The organism is Cedecea sp. NFIX57 (assembly GCF_900177785.1).
Classification (GTDB): Bacteria; Pseudomonadota; Gammaproteobacteria; order Enterobacterales; family Enterobacteriaceae; genus Cedecea; species Cedecea neteri_C.
This window is the reverse complement of sequence record NZ_FXAS01000004.1, coordinates 123,771-147,426: the sequence shown is the minus strand read 5'-3', so window position 1 is coordinate 147,426 and position 23,656 is coordinate 123,771. Positions and strand designations below refer to the sequence as shown.

22 protein-coding genes are annotated in these 23,656 nt (G+C 55.2%); 5 read left to right on the top strand and 17 right to left on the bottom strand.

Annotated elements, in window-relative coordinates:
• Positions 1 to 2 precede the first annotated feature (2 nt).
• The 3 genes from ribH to nrdR form a co-directional block, all read right to left on the bottom strand.
• Positions 3 to 473 carry a 6,7-dimethyl-8-ribityllumazine synthase gene (ribH, locus tag B9Y90_RS04595; RefSeq protein ID WP_008454557.1) on the bottom strand — a complete coding sequence of 157 codons (471 nt, stop codon included), beginning with the start codon at positions 471 to 473 and terminating at the stop codon, positions 3 to 5.
• A 76-nt stretch (positions 474 to 549) separates the two neighbouring features.
• Positions 550 to 1,668, bottom strand: a complete 1,119-nt coding sequence (gene ribD / locus B9Y90_RS04590; RefSeq protein WP_085540436.1) for a bifunctional diaminohydroxyphosphoribosylaminopyrimidine deaminase/5-amino-6-(5-phosphoribosylamino)uracil reductase RibD — start codon at positions 1,666 to 1,668, stop codon at positions 550 to 552.
• A gap of 5 nt (positions 1,669 to 1,673) precedes the next feature.
• Positions 1,674 to 2,123, bottom strand: coding sequence for a transcriptional regulator NrdR (nrdR, locus tag B9Y90_RS04585; RefSeq protein ID WP_008454553.1), 450 nt, complete (start codon positions 2,121 to 2,123; stop codon positions 1,674 to 1,676).
• Between the two features lie 153 nt (positions 2,124 to 2,276).
• Between nrdR and B9Y90_RS04580 the strand changes: the two genes are divergently transcribed.
• Together B9Y90_RS04580 and B9Y90_RS04575 are read left to right on the top strand one after the other, a co-directional pair.
• Positions 2,277 to 2,837 carry a SadB/YajI family lipoprotein gene (locus tag B9Y90_RS04580; protein WP_039290749.1) on the top strand — a complete coding sequence of 187 codons (561 nt, stop codon included), beginning with the start codon at positions 2,277 to 2,279 and terminating at the stop codon, positions 2,835 to 2,837.
• Positions 2,838 to 3,518: 681 nt separating this feature from the next.
• On the top strand, positions 3,519 to 4,373 hold the full coding sequence (locus tag B9Y90_RS04575; RefSeq protein ID WP_085540368.1) for a nucleoside-specific channel-forming protein Tsx: 855 nt from the start codon (positions 3,519 to 3,521) through the stop codon (positions 4,371 to 4,373).
• A gap of 42 nt (positions 4,374 to 4,415) precedes the next feature.
• Here B9Y90_RS04575 and B9Y90_RS04570 read toward each other — a convergent pair whose 3' ends face one another.
• The 7 genes from B9Y90_RS04570 to queA all read right to left on the bottom strand — a co-directional run bounded on the left by B9Y90_RS04570 (position 4,416) and on the right by queA (position 11,236).
• Entirely contained in the window at positions 4,416 to 5,117 is a 702-nt protein-coding gene (locus tag B9Y90_RS04570) for a helix-turn-helix transcriptional regulator (protein WP_085540367.1), read from the bottom strand.
• 59 nt (positions 5,118 to 5,176) lie between these two features.
• Complete coding sequence (locus B9Y90_RS04565; RefSeq protein WP_085540366.1) at positions 5,177 to 5,542, bottom strand: VOC family protein; 366 nt, start codon at positions 5,540 to 5,542, stop codon at positions 5,177 to 5,179.
• Positions 5,543 to 5,674: 132 nt separating this feature from the next.
• The gene (gene secF, locus B9Y90_RS04560; protein WP_085540365.1) at positions 5,675 to 6,646 is read right to left on the bottom strand and encodes a protein translocase subunit SecF; all 972 of its coding nucleotides are present in this window, start codon (positions 6,644 to 6,646) and stop codon (positions 5,675 to 5,677) included.
• Positions 6,647 to 6,656: 10 nt separating this feature from the next.
• Complete coding sequence (gene secD, locus B9Y90_RS04555) at positions 6,657 to 8,504, bottom strand: protein translocase subunit SecD (RefSeq protein ID WP_085540364.1); 1,848 nt, start codon at positions 8,502 to 8,504, stop codon at positions 6,657 to 6,659.
• 27 nt (positions 8,505 to 8,531) lie between these two features.
• On the bottom strand, positions 8,532 to 8,864 hold the full coding sequence (yajC, locus tag B9Y90_RS04550; RefSeq protein ID WP_039290737.1) for a preprotein translocase subunit YajC: 333 nt from the start codon (positions 8,862 to 8,864) through the stop codon (positions 8,532 to 8,534).
• A gap of 21 nt (positions 8,865 to 8,885) precedes the next feature.
• A complete protein-coding gene (gene tgt / locus B9Y90_RS04545; protein WP_039290735.1) occupies positions 8,886 to 10,013 on the bottom strand; it encodes a tRNA guanosine(34) transglycosylase Tgt in 1,128 nt (375 codons plus the stop codon).
• Positions 10,014 to 10,165: 152 nt separating this feature from the next.
• Positions 10,166 to 11,236, bottom strand: a complete 1,071-nt coding sequence (gene queA / locus B9Y90_RS04540; RefSeq protein WP_085540363.1) for a tRNA preQ1(34) S-adenosylmethionine ribosyltransferase-isomerase QueA — start codon at positions 11,234 to 11,236, stop codon at positions 10,166 to 10,168.
• Between the two features lie 114 nt (positions 11,237 to 11,350).
• Here queA and acpH point away from each other — a divergent pair, with 114 nt between their 5' ends.
• Together acpH and B9Y90_RS04530 are read left to right on the top strand one after the other, a co-directional pair.
• Positions 11,351 to 11,932, top strand: coding sequence for an ACP phosphodiesterase (gene acpH, locus B9Y90_RS04535; protein ID WP_039290730.1), 582 nt, complete (start codon positions 11,351 to 11,353; stop codon positions 11,930 to 11,932).
• A gap of 199 nt (positions 11,933 to 12,131) precedes the next feature.
• Positions 12,132 to 12,734, top strand: coding sequence for a peroxiredoxin C (locus B9Y90_RS04530; protein ID WP_008454530.1), 603 nt, complete (start codon positions 12,132 to 12,134; stop codon positions 12,732 to 12,734).
• Positions 12,735 to 12,786: 52 nt separating this feature from the next.
• Here the strand turns inward: B9Y90_RS04530 and B9Y90_RS04525 are convergent, their stop codons facing one another.
• From B9Y90_RS04525 to B9Y90_RS04515, 3 genes are all read right to left on the bottom strand, one after another.
• Entirely contained in the window at positions 12,787 to 14,655 is a 1,869-nt protein-coding gene (locus tag B9Y90_RS04525; protein ID WP_085540435.1) for an amidohydrolase, read from the bottom strand.
• 20 nt (positions 14,656 to 14,675) lie between these two features.
• On the bottom strand, positions 14,676 to 15,221 hold the full coding sequence (locus tag B9Y90_RS04520; protein WP_085540362.1) for an antibiotic biosynthesis monooxygenase: 546 nt from the start codon (positions 15,219 to 15,221) through the stop codon (positions 14,676 to 14,678).
• A 65-nt stretch (positions 15,222 to 15,286) separates the two neighbouring features.
• Positions 15,287 to 15,928 (bottom strand): hydrolase, encoded by a 642-nt coding sequence (locus B9Y90_RS04515; RefSeq protein ID WP_085540361.1) that lies wholly within the window; start codon positions 15,926 to 15,928, stop codon positions 15,287 to 15,289.
• Positions 15,929 to 16,092: 164 nt separating this feature from the next.
• Between B9Y90_RS04515 and B9Y90_RS04510 the strand changes: the two genes are divergently transcribed.
• Positions 16,093 to 17,010, top strand: a complete 918-nt coding sequence (locus tag B9Y90_RS04510; RefSeq protein WP_085540360.1) for a LysR family transcriptional regulator — start codon at positions 16,093 to 16,095, stop codon at positions 17,008 to 17,010.
• A gap of 24 nt (positions 17,011 to 17,034) precedes the next feature.
• On the opposite strand, the gene malZ is transcribed toward B9Y90_RS04510, so the two are convergent.
• From malZ to phoR, 4 genes are all read right to left on the bottom strand, one after another.
• Entirely contained in the window at positions 17,035 to 18,852 is a 1,818-nt protein-coding gene (gene malZ / locus B9Y90_RS04505) for a maltodextrin glucosidase (protein ID WP_085540434.1), read from the bottom strand.
• Positions 18,853 to 19,160: 308 nt separating this feature from the next.
• The gene (proY, locus tag B9Y90_RS04500) at positions 19,161 to 20,531 is read right to left on the bottom strand and encodes a proline-specific permease ProY (protein WP_085540359.1); all 1,371 of its coding nucleotides are present in this window, start codon (positions 20,529 to 20,531) and stop codon (positions 19,161 to 19,163) included.
• 72 nt (positions 20,532 to 20,603) lie between these two features.
• Positions 20,604 to 21,923 carry a branched-chain amino acid transporter carrier protein BrnQ gene (brnQ, locus tag B9Y90_RS04495; protein WP_039290720.1) on the bottom strand — a complete coding sequence of 440 codons (1,320 nt, stop codon included), beginning with the start codon at positions 21,921 to 21,923 and terminating at the stop codon, positions 20,604 to 20,606.
• A 425-nt stretch (positions 21,924 to 22,348) separates the two neighbouring features.
• Entirely contained in the window at positions 22,349 to 23,656 is a 1,308-nt protein-coding gene (phoR, locus tag B9Y90_RS04490; protein WP_085540358.1) for a phosphate regulon sensor histidine kinase PhoR, read from the bottom strand.

Sequence of the window (23,656 nt, the reverse complement as noted above, 5' to 3'; positions counted from 1 at the left end):
AATCAGGCCTTGATGGCTTTCAATACATTAATCATTTCAAGCGCGGTCAGTGCAGCTTCTGCACCTTTGTTACCGGCTTTGGTGCCAGCGCGTTCGATGGCTTGTTCAATGCTTTCGGTGGTCAGCACGCCGAAGGCAACGGGAATACCGCTGTCCTGGCCTACGCTTAACAGACCGTTGCTGGCACCGCCGGCAACGTATTCGAAGTGTGCAGTGCCTCCGCGAATCACGGTACCCAGCGCGATAACAGCATCGTATTTACCGGTTTTTGCCAGAGCATCAGCGGCCAGCGGCAGCTCGTAAGCGCCCGGCACCCAAACTACGGTGATGTTTTTGTCTTTCACCTGACCAATGCGTTTCAGGGCGTCGATAGCACCTTCCAGCAGGCTGTCATTGATGAAGTTGTTAAAACGCGCGATGGTGATGGCGACGCGAGCGTCAGGAGTAGCAACAGCAGCTTCAATAATGTTCATAATCTTCCTTTACGGGTTCTGTTTAGCCCCGCAGGGGGGCGGATTTTATCATAATCTTTTCGTGACTGCTTACGTTTTACTGGCGTCCGTAAATGGGCGTCAAATGCAGGCACAAATCAGGGCCGACCTGGCGGACTTCGCTAAAGCTGAACTCCGGCACATCAGCAAGTTTTTCAAGGCCTGGAAGCTCGCACAAACCGCGGGCATCATTGCCTAATAATTTTGGCGCGACGTAGACAATAAGTTCATCTACCAGGCCCGCCTGCAACAGCGCCCCGGCAAGCGTTGCCCCTGCCTCCACCCAGACAGAATTCACCTGGCGTTTGCCAAGCTGCATCATTAACACGACCAAATCAAGATGGCCGTTATGTTCAGGCACCAGCAGTTGCTCAACGCCCTCAGGCCAGGGTTGTTCATCCGCCTGGCTGCGGGCAAGCCAGGTTTGCCCCGGATTGGCAATAATTTGGTGCTCCGGCGTCACCTGGTTTTGACGATCCAGCACAATACGAATCGGCTGGCGCAAATCTTGTTCGGCATAAATTACCTGGCTGGCACTATCCAGTTCATCCCAGCGGACCGTTAATGACGGGTTATCTGCCAATACAGTTGCGTCACTGGAAAGAATCGCGGCACTTTGCGCGCGATGGCGCTGCACGTCGCGACGCGCCTGGGGAGAGGTAATCCATTTACTTTCTCCGCTTGCCATCGCGGTACGGCCGTCCAGCGAAGCGCCGAGTTTAAGCTGGATGAATGGGAACCCCGTGCGCATACGCTTAAGGAACCCGCGGTTCAGCGCTTCGGCTTCGTTCATCATCAGGCCGTGGCTAACTTCAATGCCCGCCTGCTGTAAACGGTAAAGGCCTCGGCCGGCAACCTGCGGATTAGGATCCTGCATGGCCGCTACCACGCGAGACACGCCCGCGGCAATCAAGGCATCACAGCACGGTGGCGTGCGGCCATGGTGGCTGCAGGGTTCAAGCGTGACGTAAGCCGTGGCCCCCCGGGCCTGCTCGCCAGCCATACGCAAAGCGTGAACTTCCGCATGAGGTTCCCCGGCGCGAAAGTGGAACCCTTCCCCCACAATCTTGCCGTCTTTAACTATCACGCAGCCGACATTCGGGTTCGGTGCGGTGGTAAAACGCCCGCGTTTAGCCAGCTCAAGCGCTCGAGCCATAAACTGTTCATCAAGAGACATCGGCATTAATCCTGTAAACGGGCGATTTCTTCACCAAATTCTTTGATATCTTCAAAGCTACGGTAGACCGAAGCAAAGCGAATATAGGCGACTTTATCCAGCTTCTTGAGCTGCTCCATCACCAGGTTACCGATGAGTTTACTCGGGATTTCGCGTTCGCCGGTTGCTCGAAGGTGCGACTTAATATGGCTGATAGCCATTTCCACGTCGTCAGAATTGACCGGACGTTTTTCCAGCGCTTTCAGGATGCCGCTGCGCAGTTTGTCTTCGTTAAACGGCTCGCGCACCTCATTGCTCTTCACCACTCTCGGCATCACCAGCTCCGCAACCTCGAAAGTCGTGAAGCGTTCGTGACAAACCAGGCACTGGCGCCGACGGCGTACGGAGGAACCTTCACCCACCAGGCGAGAGTCAATAACTTTGGTGTCCACGGCGAAACAGAATGGGCAATGCATAGCGTTTCCTGCTGGGATTATAAAGATGAACAATAGTTTACCGCGAAGTTGCGGGAGTACAAAGACAGCGCCGACGCTGCGACGTCAAATATGACTTTTCAAACGCGAAGAACTACGCTTAAATCAGCGAACCTTAACAAGGAAAAGCCAACCATGACAAAGACTTACTTAAGAATTATCCTGGTTTCAAGTCTGATGAGCCTGACCGCTTGCGCCCAGCAAACTGAAGTACGTCAGATGCGCAGTCAAATTGGTTCCTTAAATCAGGAAATGACCAAACTTAGCCAGCAAACGGTGAAGCTGACCCAGCAGAATGCTCTGAACGCGAAGTCGACCAGCGGCGTTTATCTTCTGCCGGGTTCAAACACGGCTGCACGCCTTAACAGCCAGATTGGTAACCTGAAAATGTCGCTGACTAACGTTGCGGCTGAAGCCAACGGCACCCGCGCCACGTTGCTGATTCAGGGGGAATCGAACGATCCGCTGCCGGCCTTCAGCGGCAAAGTGGAATGGGGGCAGATCCAGGGGACCACGGACAACTTCCAGGAAGTTAACGTGCAAACACAATCTATAGACGCTCCGGCCAGCATCCTCGCCCCGAGTGACGTGTCGATTCCGCTTCGCCTGTCCGGTATCACGCCCGATCAATTAGGGTTTGTGCGCGTACACGATATTCAGCCAGTTTCTGCCGCACAGCCAATGGCCGCGCAATAAGTTTTTCGCTCCTTGCCCAACGCTCGCTTCAACCACAGATTCGCTTCTTACCCTCACCCTGGCCCTCTCCCTAAAAGGGAGAGGGGAAAAAAATCCCCCATCGCTGGTTTTCCCCCTCTGGGAGAGGGAATAAAAATCCCCCGCCGCTGGTTTTCCCTCAACCTCTCTGGGAGAGGGAAGAGATCATCGTCGGTTTTCCCCCCTCTTCCTCTGGGAGAGGAAATCAATCTTCGGCGGTTTTCCCCCTCTCCCTCTGGGAGAGGGCCGGGGTGAGGGTCGAAGTCACCCCGTTCTCCCGGAAGCGATGAAACAAAAAGATGACTAAGAGACATTTTTCGACAAGAGAGCTTGTCACACTCTTTCACACGCCCCGCACAATATGTGAAGCAGCCCCACTATTATCACTTCGTCCTTAGGGTGATCCATATCACATTTAGATGTAACAACCCGGCATACGTTTGCGTAATTTGACGAAGCAGGTACAATCACGCCGTTTTTAATGTGCGCAAACGTGAACGCAATCGATTACGCATATGAGAAGAATGTGAAATAGAACATATTTTTGTGAGCAGGGATTTCTATAATAGTCGCGCTGCAAAGGTCCTTCCCCTGAGACCGGCGGCCAGGGATGACATCTCACATCCGCATCGCACCAAAATTACGTAAACAGTGGCTAAAAATATGAAAAAAATTATTCTGGCAGCCGGCACCGTTCTGGCGCTTTCCAGCTCTTTCTCTGCCAGCGCAGAAGAAGCAAAAAACAGCGAATACCTCTCCGACTGGTGGCACCAGAGCGTTAACGTTGTCGGCAGCTATCACACCCGTTTCGGGCCACAGCTGCGCAACGATACCTACCTGGAATATGAAGCATTCGCCAAAAAAGACTGGTTCGATTTCTACGGCTACGTGGATGCGCCAGTCTTCTTCGGCGGTAACACCCAGGCGAAAGGGATCTGGAACCACGGTTCCCCACTGTTTATGGAAATCGAACCTCGCTTCTCCATCGATAAGCTGACCGGGACCGACCTGAGCTTTGGTCCGTTCAAAGAGTGGTACTTCGCGAACAACTACATTTACGACATGGGTCGTAACCAGGCTAATCGCCAGAGCACCTGGTACATGGGTCTGGGTACCGATATCGACACCGGCCTGCCAATGAGCCTGTCGATGAACGTGTATGCCAAGTACCAGTGGCAGAACTACGGTGCCTCTAACGAAAACGAGTGGGATGGCTACCGCTTCAAGGTTAAATACTTCGTGCCGATCACCTCCCTGTGGGGTGGTAAACTGAGCTATATCGGTTTCACCAACGTAGACTGGGACTCTGACCTGGGCAACGATCAGTACCGTACCAATAACTCCGTTGCGTCCAGCCACATCCTGTCGCTGAACTACGATCATCTGCACTATTCCTTCGTGGCTCGTTACTTCCATAACGGCGGCCAGTGGAAAGATGGCGATCAGCCGTTCTTCATGAACGAGCGCGTGAAGTCTACTGGCTTCGGCTATTATGTGGTTGTCGGTTACAACTTCTAATCGTCATCCCTTGTAAAAAAACCGGCCAACTGGCCGGTTTTTTTATTTCTCAGGCAAATAGCCTTTGGCCTTCTGAAGGGCAATAAAAGCCTGCAGAGAACGATCGTGGCGCTCCTGAAACACCCGTCCGGTTAAATGAATATCCCGACAGCGATCCAGCCTGAAGCTACGATAATCATTCCGTGCCTCGCACCAGGCCACCAGCAGCCAGACCTCCCCCCAAAATGACAGCCCTAACGGATGAATATCCCGCTCCGTCAACTCCCCTTTTTCATCCTCATACAGGAGATGAACAACCTGGCATTTGTCGATGGCGGAATGAAACAGATCGAACCGGGCTTTCACCTGCGGAAACTTGTTAAAATTTGGCGAGATAATGCGGCTGCGTTCGGCAACCCGACGCTTTTCCGGGGTGAGCACAGCGAGGAGTTTTTCATGCACGGACTCGGCAGATTTGGCCAGCGATTCTCCGCTCCAGGTTTGCACCATTCTTAGCGCCGCAATCACCGCCTCAACCTCTCCGGTCGTCAGCATCAGCGGAGGAAGATCGTACCCTGCCAGCAGGCGATAGCCACAGCCCGCCTCCCCTTCTATCGGCACGCCGGAGAGGGAGAGATCCTGAATGTCGCGGTAGATAGTTCGCTCTGAAACTTCCAGCCTTGCGGCAAGCTGTGCAGCCGTCGTCAGGCGCCTGCCGCGAAGGATTTGCACTATCTGAAATAATCGATCGGCTCTTCGGCTCATGGTTGTTCCGGGAAAATAAGGCCTGCCCGGGCGGCAGGCTTTAGCGTCAGTATTAAGACTTAAACCGGCTGATGCAACCCGACGCGATTGCCCTCGCTGTCGATCATTAACGCAATCGTGCCGATATCATAGGGCAACACCTGCGGACCAAAATCCAGACGGCCACCCGCCACTTCTACCTGCTGTAATGCTTTAACGATATCGGGCGTATAAAGATAAATCACCGCGCCTGTCTCAGAAGGCACAAACCGCTCCCCCTTCACCAAAGAGCCGCCGGTGGCAGGTTGGCTATACGAAAATACCGCATTCTCCACGCCGGCTATCGTTTCACGACGAAATTCAGCGTTCAGTACACGTTGATAAAAAGCGACCGCTCGCGCCATATCGGTAACGGGGATCTCAAACCAGTTGATGAGTGTGCTCATTGTGTTTCTCCTGTGTTGTCAGTAACCATGAGTCTACTGACCCCCTCCTGACACCATACTGTCAGGAGAAAAACACAGGGCGAAAAAAAACCGCAGCTCGAAGGCTGCGGTTTTATCAAACGCTTAACGCTATTACGGCAGAATGGACGGCTGATCCGCCCCTTCTTTCTCTACCTTTTGCTGCAGCATATGCTCGCGCTTCATGCCCAGCTTCAACGCCAGCGCAGAGGCAACGTAGATAGAAGACACGGTACCGATGGTGACACCGATAAGCATCGTCAGGGAGAAGCCTTTCAGCAGCGCCCCACCGAACAGATACAGCATCAGGATAACCACTAAGGTGGTACCTGAGGTGATCAAGGTCCTTTGCAGCGTCTGGGTCAGGGAGACGTTAAAGATCTCGTAAGGCGTCCCGCGGCGGATCTTGCGGAAGTTTTCACGAATACGGTCCGAAACCACGATGCTGTCGTTCAGCGAGTAGCCGATAACCGACATCAACGACGCGACGATGGTCAGGTCAATTTCAATGTGGAACAGCGACAGCACACCCATGGTAATCACCACGTCGTGCGCCAGCTTGATAACCACACCGGCAGCCAGACGCCACTCGAAGCGGAACCCTACGTACACCAGAATCGACAGCAGCGCGACGAGCAACGCCATCGCACCGTTTTGAGCCAGATCCGCACCCACGCTTGGGCCGACAAACTCAATACGTTTCACTGCCGCATTCTGGCTGGTCGCTTCGTTAATCACGCTCACAACCTTGCTGCCGAGCACCTGGCCGCCGGTTTCGCCTTTAGCCGGCGGCATGCGAACCATGATGTCACGGCTGCTGCCGAAGTTCTGCACCAGCGGCTCTTCAAAACCCGCCTTCTGCAGCGCGGCGCGCATGGTGTCCAGCTCGGCTGGTTTTTCCAGCCCGATTTCGATAACCGTACCGCCGGTAAAGTCCAGGCCCCAGTTGAAGCCTTTCACGCCGATAACCGCGACGGAAAGGATCAGCAGGATGCCGGAGATGCCGAAGGCCCAGTTGTCCCAGCGCATAAAGTCATAGACTTTACGGCCGTGGTTCAATTGTTCAACAGTATATTCCTGTGCCACAACGCACTCCTTAGATAGACAGCTTGTTGATACGTTTGCCGCCGTACAACAGGTTCACGATGGCACGGGTGCCGACGATTGCGGTAAACATCGAGGTCGCAACGCCAATACCGGTGGTAATAGCAAACCCTTTGATCGCCCCGGTGCCCACGGCATACAGGATGATAACTTTGATAAGCGTGGTGATGTTGGCATCGAAAATGGAGCTGAACGCGCCTTTGTAGCCTTCATCAATCGCCTGCTGTACCGAACGCCCGTTTCGCAGTTCTTCTTTGATACGTTCGTTAATCAGTACGTTGGCATCCACCGCTACCGCAAGGGTTAAGACGACACCCGCAATACCCGGCATGGTCAGCGTAGCACCCGGCAGCAGGGACATGATCCCCACAATCAGCACCAGGTTAGCCAGCAGCGCAGAGGTCGCAATCAGGCCAAACTTCCTATAGAAGAAGACCATGAAGATGATGGAGACCACCAGACCGGCCAGACATGCTTCCAGGCCCTGCTTGATGTTTTCCAGACCCAGCGTTGGACCAATGGTACGTTCTTCAACAATCTGAATCGGCGCAATCAGCGCACCCGCACGCAACAGCAGAGAGAGCTGGCGAGCTTCATTCGGATTGCTGATCCCGGTGATACGGAAGCTGTTACCCAGGCGAGACTGAATGTTCGCCACGTTGATAACTTCTTCTTCTTTCATCAGGACGGAACGGCCATTCGCGTCTTTCTTACCGCTGTCCTTGTACTCCACAAAGAGGGTTGCCATCGGCTTGCCGATGTTGTCTTTGGTGAAGTTAGACATGATGGTACCGCCAGCGCTGTCCAGGGAGATGTTTACCTGTGGCTGGTTGTATTCATCCATGCTGGACGTGGAGTCAGTGATGTGGTCCCCGGTCAGAATCACGCGCTTGTACAGCACAACCGGCTGGCCTTCGCGGGTCTGTTTCACTTCGGAGTCACCCGGCACGCGGCCAGACGCTGCCGCAGAGGCATCCACGTTGGTGTTCACCAGGCGGAATTCCAGCGTAGCGGTTGCGCCCAGGATTTCTTTCGCACGTGCGGTGTCCTGAATACCCGGCAGCTCAACCACGATGCGGTCAGCACCCTGACGCTGCACCAGCGGTTCGGCGACGCCAAGCTGGTTCACACGGTTACGCAGGATGTTGATGTTCTGCTGGACCGCGTACTCACGCGCTTCGCTCAGACGAGCATCGCTCATCACGGCACGCAGCGTATTGCTACCCTGGTTGGAGAACACCAGATCGCGATGGCGGGAGGAAAGGTAATCTCTTGCTGCGTCGCGCGCGCTTGAATCACGGAAGACGATGTCTACGCCGTAATTGTCGGCTTTACGCACGTTGGTATAAGCAATGCCCTTGTCACGCAGGTCGCTGCGCAGGCCATCGATATTTTGTTCCTGGAGCTTGCCCAGCGCTGTGTCCATATCGACTTCCATCAGGAAGTGGACGCCGCCGCGCAAGTCAAGGCCGAGCTTCATCGGGTTCGCACCGATAGTCGACATCCAGCGAGGGGTAGCAGGAGCAAGGTTAAGCGCCACGACATAGTTGTCGCCCATTACGCTCATCAGCGCTTCACGCGCACGGAGCTGGGTATCGGTAGAGTCGAAGCGAGCGAGAATAGCGCCCTCTTCCAGCGCCACAGACTTAGCGGTGATATTTTCTTGTTTTAAGGTGTTTTCGACCTGGATCAGCGTTTGTTCACTGGCGGCGGCACCGCGCACGCCAGTTAACTGAACTGCCGGATCCTCACCATACAGGTTGGGAAGCGCATACAGCAGGCCAATCGCCAGTACGGCGATCAGCATGATGTACTTCCACAAAGGATAACGGTTTAACACGTGTAGTTCCCTTAGGGAAAACGAAAATTACAGCGCCTTCATGGTGCCTTTCGGCAGAACGGCAGCTACGAAATCACGTTTGATAACCACTTCGGTGGTATCGTTCAGCGCGATAGCAATGTAGCCAGTTTCAGCTACTTTGGTTACGCGGCCAACCAGACCACCGTTGGTCAGCACTTCATCACCCTTGGAGATGGAGTCCATCAGTTTTTTATGCTCTTTGGTACGCTTTTGCTGCGGACGCAGGATCATAAAATAGAAAATCAGGCCGAACACCACCAGCATAAGAATCAAAGAGTACGGGCTACCCTGCGATGGAGCACCTGTTGCAGCTACCGCATCAGAAATGAAAAAGCTCATTAAAATTCCCTCATTATTAAATTAATCAACGTTCAAAGGTGGAACCGGCTTACCTGTCCGCTCGTAAAAATCCGTCACGAAGTGGTCTAATTTACCCTCTTCAATGGCCTGACGTAAACCAGCCATTAAACGCTGGTAATAGCGCAGGTTATGAATGGTATTGAGACGCGCGCCCAGTATTTCGTTGCAACGGTCGAGATGATGCAAGTAGGCACGTGAATAATTGCGACACGTATAGCAATCACACTCGGCATCGAGCGGGGCGGTGTCATCTTTATGCTTAGCATTACGGATTTTCACTACGCCGTCCGTCACGAACAGGTGACCGTTACGCGCATTACGAGTTGGCATGACGCAGTCGAACATGTCGATCCCGCGGCGTACCCCTTCAACCAGGTCTTCCGGTTTACCTACGCCCATCAGGTAACGTGGTTTGTCGGCAGGGATTTGCGGGCAAACGTGCTCCAGAATACGGTGCATGTCTTCCTTCGGCTCGCCTACCGCCAGGCCGCCGACAGCGTAGCCATCAAAGCCAATCTCTACCAGACCTTTTACCGAGATATCTCGTAAATCTTCGTAAACGCTGCCCTGAATAATACCGAATAGCGCGTTTTTATTCCCGAGGGAATCAAAGCGATCGCGGCTACGCTGCGCCCAACGTAGGGACATTTCCATAGAGCGCTTCGCATAATCCCAGTCCGCCGGGTATGGCGTACATTCGTCGAAGATCATCACGATATCGGAACCCAGATCGTACTGAATTTCCATGGATTTTTCAGGATCGAGGAAAATAGGATCGCCGTTGATCGGGTTGCGGAAATGCACGCCCGCTTCGGTGATCTTACGGATGTCGCCCAGGCTAAACACCTGGAAACCACCGGAGTCCGTCAGGATTGGGCCTTTCCACTGCATAAAATCATGCAGGTCGCCGTGTAGCTTCATGATTTCCTGGCCTGGACGCAGCCATAAATGGAAGGTATTGCCCAGGATAATCTGCGCGCCCGTGGCTTCAACTTCTTCCGGCGTCATCCCTTTTACGGTGCCGTAAGTGCCCACCGGCATGAAAGCCGGGGTTTCGACGGTGCCACGTTCAAAGACCAGGCGACCGCGTCGTGCGCGGCCGTCGGTGGTATCTAATTCAAATTTCACATTTCCTCCAGCACCAGAGAAACAGTCTGGTGAGTCAATTAACGCCGTGGGCGGGGCTCACGGCGGAATAAGCTGGGGTGGGTTACCCTCACCCCGGCCCTCTCCCTGGAAGGGAGAGGGGGAAAAGAAGACCTGGTTAGGGTGAGGGGCAATCACGCCCCTGGGCGTTCGTTTATCGCCTGCGGATTACAAGTAATGAACATCGCGTCGCCGTAGCTAAAGAAGCGATATTCCGCTTTCACCGCTTCGTGGTAAGCGTGCATTGTATTTTTATAACCAGCAAACGCGGAGACCAGCATAATCAGCGTAGACTCTGGCAGGTGGAAGTTCGTCACCAGCGCGTCGATCACTTTGTACTGATAGCCCGGGTAGATGAAGATTTGGGTATCGCCGAAGAACGGCTCGATCAGGTCGTTTTTTGCGGCCTGAGCGGCGCTTTCCAGCGAACGTACCGACGTAGTTCCGACCGCAATAACGCGGTTGCCGCGTGCTTTACAGGCCAGCACTGCGTCCACAACGTCCTGAGGCACTTCGGCATACTCAGAGTGCATGATGTGGTCTTCAATGCTGTCCACGCGCACCGGCTGGAACGTCCCCGCCCCAACGTGCAGCGTGACGAACGCCATATCAACACCTTTATTACGCAGTTTTTCCAGCAACGGCTCGTCAAAGTGCAGACCCGCTGTCGGCGCAGCAACGGCCCCTGGCTTCTGGCTGTAAACCGTTTGATAAAGCTCGCGGTCGGCTTCTTCATCCGGGCGGTCGATGTACGGCGGCAGCGGCATGTGGCCGATGTTATTCAGAATATCCAGTACGGCGCGCTCGTCGTTAAACTCGACTTCAAACAGCGCATCGTGGCGCGCAACCATGGTGGCGTGTACGCTTTCATCATCACCCAGCAGCAGCTCGGCACCGGGTTTTGGCGCTTTAGAAGCGCGAATGTGTGCCAGAATGCGTTTATCATCCAGCATTCGTTCGACCAGCACTTCAATTTTCCCGCCGCTGGCTTTACGGCCAAACAGACGAGCCGGAATAACGCGGGTGTTATTGAACACCAGCAGGTCGCCGGGGTTGAGCTTGTCGAGCAAATCGGTGAAAGTGCCATGCGTCAGTGCGCCCGTCGGCCCATCCAGCGACAACAAGCGGCAGCTGCTGCGCTCGGCTTGCGGATAATGAGCGATCAGGGATTCAGGCAGTTCAAAGGAAAAATCAGCAACGCGCATGGTATAGCACTCAGACTTAAAAACAGGCGGCTTAGTCTAGTGGCAGGGGGCTTTCCCTGCAACACGTTTACCCCGCTCAGGCCGTTTTAACGCCATAAATGGAATAACTATTCGATGAATTTTCTCGCCCACCTGCATCTGGCACATCTGGCCCAAAGTTCACTGCTGGGAAATTTGCTGGCGGATTTCGTGCGCGGCAGCCCGGACGACAGCTTTTCGCCCGAGGTCGTGGCCGGAATTTATATGCACCGCAGAGTCGATGTCCTGACGGACGGGCTGCCGGAAGTGGCTCTTGCGCGAGGCTGGTTTGGCCCTAAAACACGACGCGTATCGCCTATTTCGCTGGACGTGATGTGGGACCACTTCCTGTCGCGCCACTGGGATAAAGTCTGCCCCGATATCGAGCTTGAAGATTTTGTCGCCTATGCTCGCGGCCAGATTGTGCCAAAGCTTGACGACACGCCGCCGCGTTTCATTAATCTCAATAACTATTTGTGGCGCGAACGCTGGCTGGAGCGTTACCAGGATATGGACTTTATTGCTAACGTTCTCAATGGGATGGCAAGCCGTAGACCAAAACTCGATGCCCTGCGAGATTCCTGGCACGATCTCGACGCCCATTATGACCAGTTGGAGGAGTTGTTCTGGCAGTTCTACCCGCGCATGATGGCGATGGCGGAACAAAAAAGTTTGTGATCGTTCGCGGTTCACGTTAGAACAACTTGCCCTTTTTAGAAAAAGGGCTATCTTGGTTACCGGCATCAACATAAGCGTCTTTTTGATAGCCAAAACCTATCTGATTGATTGGCAAGATGCCATTGAGCTACATGGAATGGAGCCCTATACTCCCCCCGTTGCGTTAACATTCACTTTAACAAAATTAACAGGAGTACATATGGTCCTGGTTACTCGTCCAGCCCCTGACTTTACCGCTGCTGCCGTTCTGGGCAATGGCGAAATCGTTGAAAACTTCAACTTCAAAAAACACACCAACGGTAAAGCCACCGTTGTGTTCTTCTGGCCGATGGACTTCACCTTCGTTTGCCCGTCTGAACTGATCGCGTTCGACAAGCGTTACGAAGAATTCCAGAAACGTGGCGTAGAAGTCGTTGGTGTATCTTTTGACTCCGAGTTCGTACACAACGCATGGCGTAAAACCCCTGTTGATAAAGGCGGCATCGGCGAAGTGAAATACGCGATGGTTGCTGACATCAAACGTGAAATCCAGCAAGCCTACGGCATCGAACACCCGGAAGCGGGCGTTGCGCTGCGCGGCTCCTTCCTGATCGACAAAGCCGGTATCGTTCGCCACCAGGTTGTGAACGATCTGCCACTGGGTCGTAACATCGACGAAATGCTGCGTATGGTTGACGCGCTGCAGTTCCACGAAGAGCACGGCGAAGTGTGCCCGGCTCAGTGGGAAAAAGGGAAAGAAGGCATGAACGCGTCTCCGGACGGCGTTGCTAAGTACCTGAGCGAGAACGTTGCTAAGCTGTAATCGCTAAGCAAGCTCGAAGAAAAGGCCGCGATTGCGGCCTTTTTTGTTTTTGTCAGAAGGCAAAGCAGGAACAGCCCATCACGCCCCAGAACGCCGTCTCATCGCCGACGGGAATCGAGGATTTACGCGCCACGTCATGCTGATGCCCGTGGACGTTACAGCTGCCACAGCACTGATGTACCGTTGCCATCATCCCCACTTTTGCCGCTGCAGGCGTCGCGGAACGGTAATGCCCCGGCACGTTCACCACAGGCGACCAGTCTGGCAAAACGGGAATGGCAGGCGGAGCCAGAGGAGTGAACGCACCAGTGGCATAAACCACCTTCCCATCCACCACGGTCATCACCGATTCAATCCCTTTGATAGCCTCTTCCGGCACACTGAAGTAGTCCTGAGACAGCACGACCAGGTCAGCCAGTTGCCCGGCCTGGATCCGCCCTTTCTTGCCCTGCTCGTTAGAGAACCACGCGCTGCCCGCGGTCCAGAGTTCAAGAGCGACATCGCGGGACATACGGTTATTCTCGTCGTACATCTGCATCCCGCCCACCGTGCGCCCGGACACCAGCCAGTAAAGCGCCGTCCACGGGTTGTAGCTGGCCACGCGCGTGGCATCAGTGCCTAACCCCACGGGTACGCCCGCCGCGAGCATTTTCGCCACCGGCGGCGTTTGTTTCACCGCCTCAATCCCGTAGCGCTCCGCATAGTATTCACCCTGGAAAGCCATGCGGTGCTGAACTGCAATCCCACCGCCCAGCGCCTTAACCCGGTCGATGTTGCGTTCGGTAATCGTCTCCGCGTGGTCAAACAGCCAGTGCAGACCGTTGAACGGAATATCGCGATTGACCTTTTCGAACACGTCCAGCATACGGCTGATGGACTCGTTGTAGGTGGCATGTAATCGGAACGGCCAGCGGTGTTCAACCAGGTGGCGTACCACGCGCTCCAGCTCCTGCTCCATACCGTCCGGCAAATCCGGGCGTGGCTGCAGGAAGTCTTCAAAGTCTGCTGCCGAGAACACCAGCATTTCGCCAGCCCCGTTGGCGCGATAGAAGTCGGTCCCCTGCCCCGGCGTCAGCATATCGGTCCATTTTTCAAAATCTTCCAGCTCATGCTGAGGGCGCTGGGTAAACAGGTTATAGGCAATGCGCACCGTCATCTGCTTTTTGCTGTGCAGCTCGTCGATAACCTGGTAATCCTCTGGGTAGTTCTGGAAACCACCACCCGCGTCGATCGCGCTGGTCACTCCGAGGCGGTTCAGCTCACGCATAAACTGCCGAGTTGAGTTCACCTGCATCTCCAGCGGCAGCTTTGGTCCTTTTGCCAGCGTGGAATAAAGGATCATCGCGTTAGGCTTCGCCACCAACATTCCGGTTGGATTTCCGTTGCCGTCACGGACAATCTCACCGCCCGGCGGGTTCGGCGTCTCTTTGGTGTAACCCACCGCTTTCAACGCAGCGCGGTTAAGCAAGGCTCTGTCATACAGGTGCAGAACAAATACCGGCGTATCAGGCGCAGCTTCGTTTAGCTCTTCGATGGTAGGCATGCGCCGTTCGGCAAACTGAAACTCTGTCCAGCCCCCCACCACGCGAACCCACTGCGGAGACGGGGTGCGCAACGCCTGTTCTTTTAACATGCGCAGGGCATCAGCCAGCGAAGGCACGCCTTCCCAGCGCAGCTCAAGGTTGTAGTTCAGTCCGCCGCGAATCAGGTGCAGGTGCGAATCGTTCAGGCCAGGGATCACCGTGTGGCCTTTCAAATCGATGACCTGACTACCTTCTCCGGCAAAGCTCATCACATAGGCAGTGCTGCCCGCCGCCAGAATTTTTCCGTCTTTAATCGCTACCGCTTCGGCCAGCGGGTTTTCTTTATCCAGCGTGTGAAACTGGCCATGAGTCAAAATCAGTGAGGCATGTTGAGACATAATCAGGGACTCCTGAGAAATCATGCTTTTTTAAGCCAACCAGCGAACAACTTCGTCACCATCGGCATCCAGAGCCAGACCACCAGCGCCACCACGCAGGCATCATTAAGCAAGTGCCCGGGAAGCGTGCCGCGTAAGCCAGGGAACAACATGCCCGTCACCCACGGCACAAGGTTGGTGCTGGGGAAGATAACCAGTAGCGTGATCAGAAACTGCTTCCACTGCGGCGGGCGTTTTACCGTGGCGCTTTCCGGGGTAAACCAGAAGGCCGTTTCGGTGTGCACCTGCACTTTGTCGTCATCGGCAAGCGAAGATTTGATCTCTTCCACAAGGCGATGGCGTTCAGGGGAGTCAGTCCAGGCATTGAGATGTTCGAGCGTGTCGAAGCGAATCACCACGTTATAGGTGTCGTTCCCGGCCGTGGGGCGAATCACATGCACCCCAAGGTGACCGGGGAAACGAGCGGCGGTCGGCATGATCTTTTCCAGCCATTGCTCGTAGCGAGCGGCCTCGCCGGGCCGGATTGCGTGGGTGATCACCAGCGTAACGGTATTGTTGTCGGCCATGCCGCAATTCCTGAGTCAGAATGGGGAGGAAAACGGAGCGGCGACCCCGCCCCGAGTGTGATCTATCAGGCTTTACGTTCCGGCACGCCGTGAACCATCGTATAAGCGTAGTCGACGCCCATGCCGTAAGCCCCGCTGTGCTCACGAACCAGGTTCATCACCGCGTCGTAAGTTTCTTTGCGTGACCAGTCGCGCTGGTACTCCAGCAGAACCTGCTGCCAGGTCACCGGCACGGCCCCGGCCTGCACCATCCGGTCAATCGCGCGCTCGTGGGCATCCACAGAAGTCCCGCCAGAAGTGTCGGTCACTACATAAACTTCAAAGCCTTCCTCCAGAGCCATCAGCGCCGGGAAGGTCAGGCACACTTCGGTCCACAGCGCTGAAATAATCAGTTTTTTACGGCCCGTCGCCTTCACCGCCTCAACAAAGGCTTTATCTTCCCAGGAGTTCATGGAAGTACGTTCAATGGGCTTAATTTCAGGATGAACGGCTAATAATTCAGGCCAGATATAGCCGCTGAAGCTTTTGGTTTCGACGGAGGTATAAATCGTCGGCACCTTAAATATTTTGCCCGCCTTTGCCAGTGCCACGGTGTTATTTTTCAGGGTCTGGCGGTCGATATTCGCCACGCCGAAAGCCATTTGCGGCTGATGATCGATAAAAATAAGGGCGGAGTTAGTTGGGTCGATCAGTTCACGAATAGACATTTTATTCCCTCAGCTATCAATGAGTTATTAAGGTATCCATCTCTGGATGACGCCTTTATTTTCTGCATACTGCCGCAGGGTTGATAGCCGGAATTTTCTAACGTCTTATTTAATTTTTTGGTGATAGACTTTTGCAAGGACAAAGCCCCGAACGGACTATTACTATGCGCGTGAATTTAGATGTGCTGCTTATTCTTGATGCCCTAGACAAGCACGGCAGTTTTGCCGCCGCCGCTGAATCGCTGTTTAAAACGCCAGCCGCGCTGAGTTATATGGTGCAGAAGCTGGAAAACGATCTGAATATTAAACTGCTGGATCGTTCGGGCCATCGGGCCAAATTCACCGATACCGGCAGGATTGTGCTGGAAAAAGGGCGGATGGTGCTCAGCGCCGCGAAGGATCTGGAAAGCCAGGCTTTGCGCTCCACCTCCGGCTGGGAAAAAACGCTGACCATTGCGCTGGACGGTTCATTTCCCTTCCACCTCCTGCTACCGCTGATGAACGAGTTCTACGCTCTCGACCAGCAGACCACGCTTAATTTTACCCACCATACGCTGGCGGGCGCCTGGGAAGAGCTGACCCACAACGGCGCGAATATCATTCTCGGCGCGATTAACGAGCCGCCGACGTCATCCGAGTACTCCTACAAGATGCTCGGCACGCTGGACAACGTGTTTGTCGTCTCCCCCAATCACTCGCTGGCAAAAGTGGAACATGTGCTTTCCAGCGACGAAGTTTGCCACCATCGTGCGGCCATCATTGGCGATACGGCGCGTTACTGCCAACCAATCAACACCAATTACATTGAAGAGCAAGAGCGCGTGGTGGTGTACGACTTCCCCAGCAAGGTCGCTATTCTGGTATCAGGCCTGGCCTGCGGATTTTTACCCCGCCACATCGCCCAACCACTCCTGAACAGCGGCAAACTGATTGAAAAACCGGTTGTGTCGTTCCGCCAGACGGACGTGACCTACATCGGCTGGCATAACCGGGGCGAAGGCCTGGCCGCACGCTGGTGGCGAGAAAAGATCATTGAAGGGAATTTGGTCAATGCCCTTTATCAGCCTCCGACGGAGAGCTAAACCTCTCCCCGCCGGGTAGACGACCTAAAGACTGCGCCAGACAGCGGCGCTGACGGCAGGCAAGTTCAGCTCGCGGTTATTTAGCGCCGCCTCGCCTTCGATCTGCGTCCAGGCTCTGCCGCTCAGCAAGGCATCCCACGGAAGGGTGACCTGAGCTGCATTGCCACGGTTGATTGCCACAAGAACACGTTCGTTTTGATAAGCCCGCACAAACACCACCACGTCCTGCTCAGCGTAGATGACCCGGCAACCGCCCTGACGCAACGTCCGGCTTTGCTTACGCAGCTTGCCGAGCCGCTGATAAAGCGCCAGCAGATCTGAATCCTGATCTCGCTTATTCCACGGGAAAGGCTTGCGGCAGAAAGGATCGTTGTTGCCATCCAGCCCCACCTCATCACCGTAGTAAATACAAGGCACGCCGGGCCAGGCGTACAGCCAGATGACGGCCAGCGGCAAGCGGGCAACGTCCTTCCCAAGAATTGATTTAAAGCGAGCGGTATCGTGGCTGTCGAGCTGGTTAAACATACGCAGTTGCTGCTGATGGGACAGCGCCGAGCGATACTCTTCCATCCAGGCAATACAGGTTTGGGCGTCAATATCCTGAGGCTCGTAGGAGATATCGGTGTTTGCCAAAAACCCCCACAGCGGGAAAGTAAAACCGCGATAGTTCATGGCTGCATCTTCGGCATCGGCCTGCAGCCACTGTCGGGCATCGCCAAAGTGCTCGCCGAGGACGTACGCATCTCGTTTGGTTTCTTTTGCCGCCCGGGTAATGCCGCTGACGTGCAGCAGGTTATTTTTCGCTCCACCATCTTCGCCCAGCATATGCACCACGTCCAGCCGCCAGCCGTCAATGCCCCAGGGCTCCCGCAGCCAGTGCCGCACAATGCTTTGCTCGCCGCGATAGATCTCGTCCACCAGCGTGGCCGAGCGATAATCCAGCTTAGGCAGGCTGGAGTAGCCCAACCAGTCCAGCGCCAGCCCTTCATCAGAAAAACTGTACCAGTCGCGCCACGGCGACTGCGGGTTATGGCAGGCGCCGTTCTCACCGTGCTGATGCCTGTCAAACCAGCCGTGGGTATCGCCGCTGTGGTTAAAAACGCCGTCCAGCATCAGCTTCATGCCCTGTTTGCGCGTATTTTCCCTCAGCCGCAGGAAAGCGGTGTTACCGCCAAACTGCTCGTCCACCTGCCGGTAATCCTGAGTGTCGTACTTATGCACGCTGGGTGCGGTAAAAATCGGGTTCAGGTAAAGCGCCGTCACGCCGAGCTTTTTCAGGTACGGCAGTTTTTCGCTGATGCCGTCCAGATCGCCGCCGTAAAAGGTCGATCCTCCGGCTTCCCCGGTTAAAGGCTCATCCCACTTCCGGCGGACGATCTCCCGCCCGGCCGCATGATGAAAATAGACGTTATCCTGCTCCGGCTGGCGATTAGCCCCGCGCGCAAAACGATCCGGGAAGATCTGATAGAACACCTGATCCTGCACCCAGTCCGGTCCCTCATCCGGCGTATCGAAGGCGAACTGTTCCAGCCGGGCCGGAGGCGTTTTCTGGAAGCCCTGAGGCGTGTACCAGCGCTGCCTGTTCTGCCAGAGCAGCTTAAAGCTGTAGCGACGGCGTGGTTGTCCTTCAGCGGTATCAAGAGTGACTTTCCAGGCGACTACGCCCTCAAGGGGAGCGAGTTTCTGGCGCACCATGACCAAAGAGATCTCTTCGTTATCTTTTTCGCCGCGCAGAATCACTTTTTCCGGCAGGTCGTCCCCCGCCAGCCACAGGGTGATGACAAGGCTGCGTTCCCGCTTCTGGATAAACGGTGCCACCGGCAGGTGCCAGGCATTCAACATAGTAACTTTCCCATCGCTTAAAAATGACGCCACCTTGCCACAGCATAAGGCTTTATCACTCATCATTCCGGGTTAATTTGGGGGAGGACAGGAGGGGTGGAGACGGGGAATATTTGCCCCCTCACCCCGACCCTCTCCCCAGAGGGGCGAGGGGGAAAAACGAGTGAGGAGAACGCTATTTATCCCCTCTCCCTTCCAGGCAAAAGGAAAAAGAAGCAGCGGAGAACTCTATTTATCCCCTCTCCCTGCCAGGGAGAGGGTTAGGGTGAGGGTAAAAACCAGACACGACGTTCTAGCCGAATCAGTCACTAAACCGGCAGTGACTGAGCCTTCAGCCGGCGCTTAACAACCCAGCCGATAAGCAGCAGCGCAATCCAGCCGCAGCCCACGTACAGCGAAATACGGGTATCCGGGTGGTAGCCAATCAGCCCGATAATAAACACCAGGAACACCAGGCCCACCACGGTCGTCGCCACGCCGCCAGGGATCGGGAATTTCAGCGCTTTCGCCTCTTCCGGCGACAGGCGGCGGCGGAAGGCAATCTGCGACAGCAGGATCATTATCCACACCCAAACGGTGGCGAAGGTTGCCAGCGACGCAATCACCAGGAAGACGTTCTCCGGCATGATGTAGTTCAGGTACACCGCCAGCAGCAGCGCGCAGGCCATCACCACAACAGTGACCCACGGAATACCGTTACGGGAGGTTTTAGCGAAGATTTTAGGCGCGCTACCCTGCTCGGCCATGCCATGCAGCATGCGGCCCACGCCAAACACATCGCTGTTAATCGCCGAGAGCGAAGCCGTGATAACCACAAAATTCAGAATACCGGCCGCGGCGGTGATGCCCATATGCTGGAAGGTCATCACAAACGGACTGCCTTCGGTACCCACCTGGTTCCACGGATAGATGGACATGATGACGAACAACGTCCCCACGTAGAACACCAGAATACGCAGCGGCACGGAGTTAATGGCGCGTGGAATGGATTTCTGCGGCTCTTTCGCTTCACCTGCGGTGATGCCAATAATCTCAATCCCGCCGTAGGCAAACATCACCATCTGCAGGGACATGATCATGCCCAGCCAGCCGTTGCTGAAGAAGCCGCCGTTGCTCCACAGGTTATGGATGCCGGTCGCCTGGCCGCCGTTGCCAATCCCCCACACAATAATGCCGATCCCGGCAATAATCATGATGATGATGGTGGCTACTTTAAAGAACGAGAACCAGAACTCCAGCTCGCCGAACACCTTCACGCTCATCAAGTTAATGGCGCAGATAATCAGCACCACGCTAAGCACCCAGACCCAGTGCGGCACCGCCGGGAACCAGATACCCATGTAGATGCCGAACGCGGTCACGTCAGCGATGGCAACAATCAAAATCTCAAAGCAGTAGGTCCAGCCGGTAATGTAGCCTGCCAGCGGCCCAAGGTTGTCCTGTGCATAGCGGGAAAACGAGCTGGCCGCAGGGTTGTGCACCGACATTTCGCCCAGAGCGCGCATGATGATATAGGCCGCCACGCCGCCGATGATATACGCCAGCAAAACGCTCGGCCCCGCCATTTTGATAGCGTCCGCCGAACCGTAAAACAGCCCTGTGCCAATCGCCGACCCCAGCGCCATAAATCGAATGTGCCGGGTGCTCAAACCGCGCTTGAGCTTGTTGGTGTTTTCCATGAATCCAAGTACCACGCTTTACAATAAAAAAACCACGGAGGACGACTCCGTGGTTACTTAGCAATCAAAAACTTAGTGGGCGGCGGAGGTGACCTGGCGCCCTGCTGCTTTGTCCCAGATGGCGGTGATCACCACCATCGCAACGGTCGGCAGCAGCCAGGCAAGTCCCTGATCCGCCAGCGGCAGTTTCGCCGCCCAGCCAGGCAGCATGTCGCTGATGGCCGATGCCTTAATGCCGTCAATGATACCAAACAGCAGGCTTATCAGCATCGCCGGGGCAATAACGCGGGTGGAGTTGTTCCACCACGGACGAGTAAAACTCAGCACCACCAGGGCAATACAAGGCGGATAAATTGCCGTCAGTACCGGGATCGAAATCTGAATCAGGTGGCTCAGGCCCAGGTTGGACACCACCATCGAGAACAGACCCAGGATAAACACCAGCGAACGGTAAGAGAGCGGCAGATACTGACTAAAGAACTCCGCGCAGGCACAGGTCAGGCCAACGGCGGTCACCAGGCAGGCCAGGAAAATCAGCGCCGCCAGGAAGAAGCTACCGGCTCCACCAAAGGTATGTGCCACATAAGCGTGCAGGATTGCCGCGCCGTTAGCTTTCTGGTCGACCAGATTCGCGCTGTCGGAACCGAGGTGGAACAGCGCCAGGTAGATAACCGTCAAGCCGATACCGGCAATCAGGCCAGCCCAGATAGTGTAGCGGGTCAGCAGGCGTGATTCGGTCACACCGCGAGAGCGCGCGGCATTCACGATAACAATCCCGAACACCAGCGACGCCAGCGTATCCATCGTCAGGTAGCCGTTCACGAAGCCGTTAGAAAACGCCGCGTTTTGATAGGCTTCAGTCGCCGTACTCAGGCCACCGGCTGGCCACAACACCGCCCCGGCCGCCAGGATAAGCAGCGCGATGATTTTCACCGGTGCCAGCACGTGGCCCACGGTATCCAGCAGCTTACCCGGATAAAGAGAAATCCCGATCACCAGCGCGAAGTACACCAGGCTGTAGATAAACAGCGGCATATCGCCCATGCCGGTCAGCGGGGCAATCCCCACTTCAAAGGAAACGGTAGTGGTACGCGGCGTGGCAAACAGCGGCCCTACGGCCAGGTAACAAACTGTCGCCAGCAAAATACCGGCGCGGCGGCCAATCGGCGAGCTCAGGCTGTCAATACCGCCGCCCACGCGGGCAATCGCCACGATAGTCAGAACGGGTAAACCTACCGCCGTGACCAGGAAGCCAAGCGCCGCCGTCCAGACGTGCTCGCCAGCCTGTAAGCCAACCATAGGAGGGAAAATGATGTTGCCCGCGCCCACAAACAGCGCAAAGGTCATAAAGCCCAGAGCGATGATGTCACGAGATTTCAAATGATAGGTCATAAAATAAAGCAGCCTGTGGATGTGTGGTGTTGAAAATACTCAAATTTTTAAACCGACGTTCAGTCCAAATAACGTTCGGTAAAAACGCGGTTATTACCGGTAACGACAGCGGAATATGCTTCTCCGGATCGGTGGCGAAGAATAGTTAGTCGAATTACCACGCAATTTCAGTCGGTCTGGTAATAACAGGGGGGCAATTAAAACGCTTATAGCGTTTGAAGACAAGAAGGGATCGGGAAACCAGAAATATATCCTTTAAAAATACGCATAAGCAGTGAATAAAGTTGATTATACGCTTTTGTTATGGCTTATCATTCGGACAAAAAAGCATCAATTCGATATTCATCACTTAACGAGTGGTGAAAATACAAACAAAAAGGCCAGAAAACTGGCCTGTGGAAAGCGAACTTGACGGCTGCGGTGAATTAATGTGCAGCCACCGCTGACTCATGGGCGATTAAGCGCTCGGGCAGAATGAACGAAAACGTCGATCCCTGCCCCGGCACGCTTTCGATATCAAGCCGCGCATCATGATGGCTAAGGGCATGCTTCACGATAGCCAGCCCAAGCCCGCTGCCCCCGGTCTGCCGGGAGCGCGCTTTGTCTACGCGGTAGAAACGCTCCGTCAGGCGCGGAATGTGCTCGGCGGAGATCCCCGGCCCGGTATCCTTCACGCTGAACGCGACGCCGTGAGGCAGCCGGCGCCAGGTGACGGTGATGTGTGTCCCGGCTGGCGTGTGATTCACCGCGTTATACACCAGGTTAGAGATCGCGCTACGCAGCTGTTCTTCGTTGCCGTAAACCTGAAGCCCTGGCTCAACGTTAAAAGTGAGCGTTTGCTTCTGCTGGCTCAGCGTCTGCGCTTCACGTTCAACCACGCGCAGCATCAGCGGCACGTCGATTTTCTCATTCATCGACAGCGTGGGGGCGGCTTCAATGCGCGACAGCGTAAGCAGTTGCCTCACCAGCCCTTCCATGCGAGAGGTTTGCTCGCGCATGGTATGCAGCGCTTTGTCCCGCAGCGGCCCTTCCAGAGCCTGATCCTGCATCATCTCCAGATACCCCTGCAACACGGTCAGCGGCGTGCGTAGCTCATGGCTGACGTTGGCAAAGAAGTTGCGGCGGGCGCCTTCAAGCTGGTGCATCTGCGTGACGTCACGCGCCACCATCAGCCACTGCCCGTCGGCGTAAGGCATCACGCGGAACTCAAGATGACGGCCATTGTTCAGCACCAGAGTCAGTGGGCGACCAAACTGCTGCTTCGCCACGTATTGCGAGAATTCAGGGTAACGCAGCAGGTTGAGGATATTTTGGCCGCTGTCGTCCGGCCAGCGCAGGCCAAGCAGCAGCTGTGCCAAGCCGTTACACCAAAAAATGGTGCCTTCTTCGGTGGTCAGCACGACCGCATCGGGCAGAGATTCTGCCCCGCTTCGGAAGCGTTTGATCAGGTTGCCTAACTCTTTGCGGCGCTTTTTATTACGTAGCTGCATCTGGTGCAGCCCGTAGAGCAGAGGTTCCCAGCTTCCCCGCCCGGGCGGCGGGGTCATGCTGCGGTCAACCCACAGCCACCAGGAGAGACGAAGTAAATTCCAGAAATGCCAGCTTAGCAGGGCGGTCACTGCCGCCAGTAAAAACCACGGCAGGTGGCCAAAAATCAATCCGAGAATTGCCGCTGGCATACAACAGAGCACCAGCTCCAGTACCAGCCTTTTCCATGACAGCCGTTCCAGCAC

What these genes read in the sequence shown, in the direction of transcription:
- ribH (WP_008454557.1), bottom strand. Translation starts at nt 473, where the DNA reads ATGAACATTATTGAAGCTGCTGTTGCTACTCCTGACGCTCGCGTCGCC.
- ribD (WP_085540436.1), bottom strand. Translation starts at nt 1,668, where the DNA reads ATGTCTCTTGATGAACAGTTTATGGCTCGAGCGCTTGAGCTGGCTAAA.
- nrdR (WP_008454553.1), bottom strand. Translation starts at nt 2,123, where the DNA reads ATGCATTGCCCATTCTGTTTCGCCGTGGACACCAAAGTTATTGACTCT.
- B9Y90_RS04580 (WP_039290749.1), top strand. Translation starts at nt 2,277, where the DNA reads ATGACAAAGACTTACTTAAGAATTATCCTGGTTTCAAGTCTGATGAGC.
- B9Y90_RS04575 (WP_085540368.1), top strand. Translation starts at nt 3,519, where the DNA reads ATGAAAAAAATTATTCTGGCAGCCGGCACCGTTCTGGCGCTTTCCAGC.
- B9Y90_RS04570 (WP_085540367.1), bottom strand. Translation starts at nt 5,117, where the DNA reads ATGAGCCGAAGAGCCGATCGATTATTTCAGATAGTGCAAATCCTTCGC.
- B9Y90_RS04565 (WP_085540366.1), bottom strand. Translation starts at nt 5,542, where the DNA reads ATGAGCACACTCATCAACTGGTTTGAGATCCCCGTTACCGATATGGCG.
- yajC (WP_039290737.1), bottom strand. Translation starts at nt 8,864, where the DNA reads ATGAGCTTTTTCATTTCTGATGCGGTAGCTGCAACAGGTGCTCCATCG.
- queA (WP_085540363.1), bottom strand. Translation starts at nt 11,236, where the DNA reads ATGCGCGTTGCTGATTTTTCCTTTGAACTGCCTGAATCCCTGATCGCT.
- acpH (WP_039290730.1), top strand. Translation starts at nt 11,351, where the DNA reads ATGAATTTTCTCGCCCACCTGCATCTGGCACATCTGGCCCAAAGTTCA.
- B9Y90_RS04530 (WP_008454530.1), top strand. Translation starts at nt 12,132, where the DNA reads ATGGTCCTGGTTACTCGTCCAGCCCCTGACTTTACCGCTGCTGCCGTT.
- B9Y90_RS04525 (WP_085540435.1), bottom strand. Translation starts at nt 14,655, where the DNA reads ATGTCTCAACATGCCTCACTGATTTTGACTCATGGCCAGTTTCACACG.
- B9Y90_RS04520 (WP_085540362.1), bottom strand. Translation starts at nt 15,221, where the DNA reads ATGGCCGACAACAATACCGTTACGCTGGTGATCACCCACGCAATCCGG.
- B9Y90_RS04515 (WP_085540361.1), bottom strand. Translation starts at nt 15,928, where the DNA reads ATGTCTATTCGTGAACTGATCGACCCAACTAACTCCGCCCTTATTTTT.
- B9Y90_RS04510 (WP_085540360.1), top strand. Translation starts at nt 16,093, where the DNA reads ATGCGCGTGAATTTAGATGTGCTGCTTATTCTTGATGCCCTAGACAAG.
- malZ (WP_085540434.1), bottom strand. Translation starts at nt 18,852, where the DNA reads ATGTTGAATGCCTGGCACCTGCCGGTGGCACCGTTTATCCAGAAGCGG.
- proY (WP_085540359.1), bottom strand. Translation starts at nt 20,531, where the DNA reads ATGGAAAACACCAACAAGCTCAAGCGCGGTTTGAGCACCCGGCACATT.
- brnQ (WP_039290720.1), bottom strand. Translation starts at nt 21,923, where the DNA reads ATGACCTATCATTTGAAATCTCGTGACATCATCGCTCTGGGCTTTATG.